This window comes from Nonomuraea basaltis, assembly GCF_005893125.1.
In the GTDB taxonomy this organism is placed as follows: domain Bacteria; phylum Actinomycetota; class Actinomycetes; order Streptosporangiales; family Streptosporangiaceae; genus Nonomuraea; species Nonomuraea basaltis.
Genome location: NZ_VCJS01000489.1, coordinates 1 through 2,609, shown reverse-complemented (window position 1 = coordinate 2,609; position 2,609 = coordinate 1). Strand labels below are relative to the sequence as shown.

Sequence of the window (2,609 nt, the reverse complement as noted above, 5' to 3'; positions counted from 1 at the left end):
CCACCCGCACTCCCCCTGGCCGCCGACCCCCAGGAAGCGCGGCCGGTCACCATGGGCAACCGCGAACACCGCTGGAGCGCCGAAAGCTGGGCCACGCTGCGGCAGCAGTGCACCGGCCGGGGCGTCACCCCGTCGACCGCCATGCTGACCGCGTTCGGCGTGGTGCTGGCCCGCTGGGCCGGCCATCGCCGGATGCTGCTGAACTCGCTTCAGCTCAACCGGCTGCCGCTGCACCCCGACGTGCAGCGGGTCGTGGGCGCCTTCGCCGCCACGATGCTGCTCCCCCTGGACCTCGACTCCCGGGCCACGTTCGCCGAGCTCGCCACCGCGGTGCAGGCGACGTCCGGCGAGCACGCGGCGCACAACCTGATCACCGGGGTGGAGGTCGGGCGCGAGCTGGCGCGACGGCGCGGGAACTGGCGGCCGGTCGGGCCGGTGGTGTTCCAGAGCGTGCTCGGAGTGGACGCGGCCATGGGCGGACGCCCGCCGGAGGACGCCGGACCGCTGGGCCGGGTGGTCGCCTCGGACTACTTCCACCAGCTCCGCACCCCGCAGGTCGCGATCGAAGTCCGCTGCTTCGAGCTAGGTCCGGAGATGGTGGCGGTCTTCTCGCTGGTCGAGGAGCTGTTCGAGGCCGATCGGGTGACGGCGGCGTTCGCCGAGTTCGTGGCGCTGGTCGACGGCCTCGCCGACGGCTCGGGCTGGGATCGGATGCCCGGCCTGCCCGAGGCCGCCGATCCCGGCGCCGGCGACGACGGGCTGCGACTCGGCCTGCTGCCCGAAACGGTCGTCCGCCACCGCGAGGGGCCGCCGGCCGACGACCTGGAGCAGGCGATCGCCGACGTCTTCGAGGAACTCCTGGAGGTGCCCGTGCTCGACCGCGGCGCCGACTTCTTCGGCCTCGGCGGGGACTCGCTGCTCGCGGTCCGGGCGGTCGTGCGGCTGGCCAAGGAGGTCGGCACCTCCGTGCCAGTGCGCGAGTTCCTGGCCGACTCGACAGTGGCCGGAGTGGCGCTCGCCGTCCGCTCCCGCCTCGGCGATCAGCAATGATCGGGCTGATCGGCGGCACCGGCGCGGTCGGCCGCACCGCCGCGCAGCGCATCGCCGCCTACGGCCTCGGACCGCTGCGCCTCGGCGGCAGGGACCTGGCGGGCGCCGCCCACCTCGCGGGCGCACTCCCCGGTACGGCGCACGCCGTCCGGGTGGACCTGAACGACCCCGCCGAACTCGCCGCCTTCTGCGACGGATGCCGGATCGTGGTCAACTGCGCGGGACCCACGTACCAGGTTCTGGACACCGTGGCCCGCGCCGCCTTCGCCGTGGGCGCCGACTACGTCGACATCGGCGGCGAACTGGCCGCCAAAGACGCCCTCACCGGCCGCGACGTGCCTGGCGACAGGACCGCGGTGTTCTCCGCCGGAGTCATGCCCGGCCTGTCCGGCCTGCTGCCCCGGCTGCTGGCCAAGGGACGCCCGCTGCGCCGGCTCGACGTGTACGTGGGCGGCGCGGCCGTCTTCACCCCCCTCTCTGCGGTGGACGCGCTGCTCACCAGAGGGCCGAGGTTCGGGGTGCCGATGACGGCCTGGCGGGACGGCCAGGTGGCGCCCAACACGCTGGCCCCGCTCCATCAGGTGCGGCTGCCCGGTTTCCCGGTGCCCGTACACGCCTGGCCGTATCTCACCACCGAGGCGCAGACCCTGGCGGTGGATACCGGCGCCGACGAGGTGCGCTCCTACAACGTCTTCGTCTCCAACCGCCTCCCCGAGGCCCTCGCCGAGGCCTGGGCCGAGGTGCCAGACACCAGCCCCGCCGCGCTGGCACCCCACGCCGACGCCGTGGTACGCGCATCCCGGCAGGACAACGCCGACTTCGGCGCTTTCTACGTCATGTTGTTCACCGGGCGCCCCCGTCCCGGCGCCCCGCCCGGACCCACAAGGGTGCTGCTCACGGCCGTGGACTCCTACGCGCTGAGCGGGGTGGTGATGGCGCTGGCCACCCGCGCGGTGCTGGCCGGCTCCGTGCCACCTGGCGTCCATCTGGCGGCCGAGGTGCTGGACCCGGACGCTACTGCCGCCGCGCTGCACGATGATCCACTGGTGCAAGATCTCGCCGTCGAATGACGACCTGAACGGGACTTCGCGCCTGACGGCCTTCAGTGGTCGTCCCAATGTCCTTCATGCGAGGCGTGACGGTGTCCGTCGTGAACGCAGTCGACGTGGTCGTCATGCGGGACGGCCACGTGCCCGCAACCAGGTCCGTGATCGTGAGAGTGCTCGGCGTGCTGGCGGTGTTCGGCAGTCACTGACATGTCCAGACTCCCTATCGGTTCGTCACCGAAGATTTGTCATAGGAGTTGTTCGGCGTGGTCCGCGACGTCTCCGGCGTGCTGGACCGCGCCGAGGTGCACCTGGCACACGGCTGCGTCACCTGCACCGTCCGTCAGGACCTCATCCCCGAGCTGCTGCGCCGCTCCTCCACGGCATCCCTGCTGATCGTGGACCTGTGGGACTCGGTCGAGCCGCGCCCGGTGGCCGAGACCCTGGCCGGGCAGGAGGCGTCCGGCCGGCTCTACCTGGCCTGCGTACACACCGCGCTGGACGCCGAGCACA

General features: G+C 72.7%; 3 protein-coding genes. All 3 read left to right on the top strand.

Going from position 1 to position 2,609, the window contains the following annotated elements:
* A partial coding sequence (locus EJK15_RS68765; RefSeq protein WP_240778140.1) for a phosphopantetheine-binding protein occupies positions 1–1,050 on the top strand: 1,050 nt, incomplete at its 5' end.
* Positions 1,047–2,120 (top strand): saccharopine dehydrogenase NADP-binding domain-containing protein, encoded by a 1,074-nt coding sequence (locus EJK15_RS68760; protein ID WP_138720846.1) that lies wholly within the window; start codon positions 1,047–1,049, stop codon positions 2,118–2,120. The genes EJK15_RS68765 and EJK15_RS68760, both read left to right, overlap by 4 nt.
* A 242-nt stretch (positions 2,121–2,362) precedes the next feature.
* Positions 2,363–2,609 (top strand): CobW-like GTP-binding protein (locus EJK15_RS68750; RefSeq protein ID WP_240778139.1); only part of this gene is annotated, 247 nt, incomplete at its 3' end.

Bases quoted from the DNA above. Each gene is read 5' to 3' on its own strand.
- EJK15_RS68760 (WP_138720846.1), top strand. From the start codon at position 1,047: ATGATCGGGCTGATCGGCGGCACCGGCGCGGTCGGCCGCACCGCCGCG.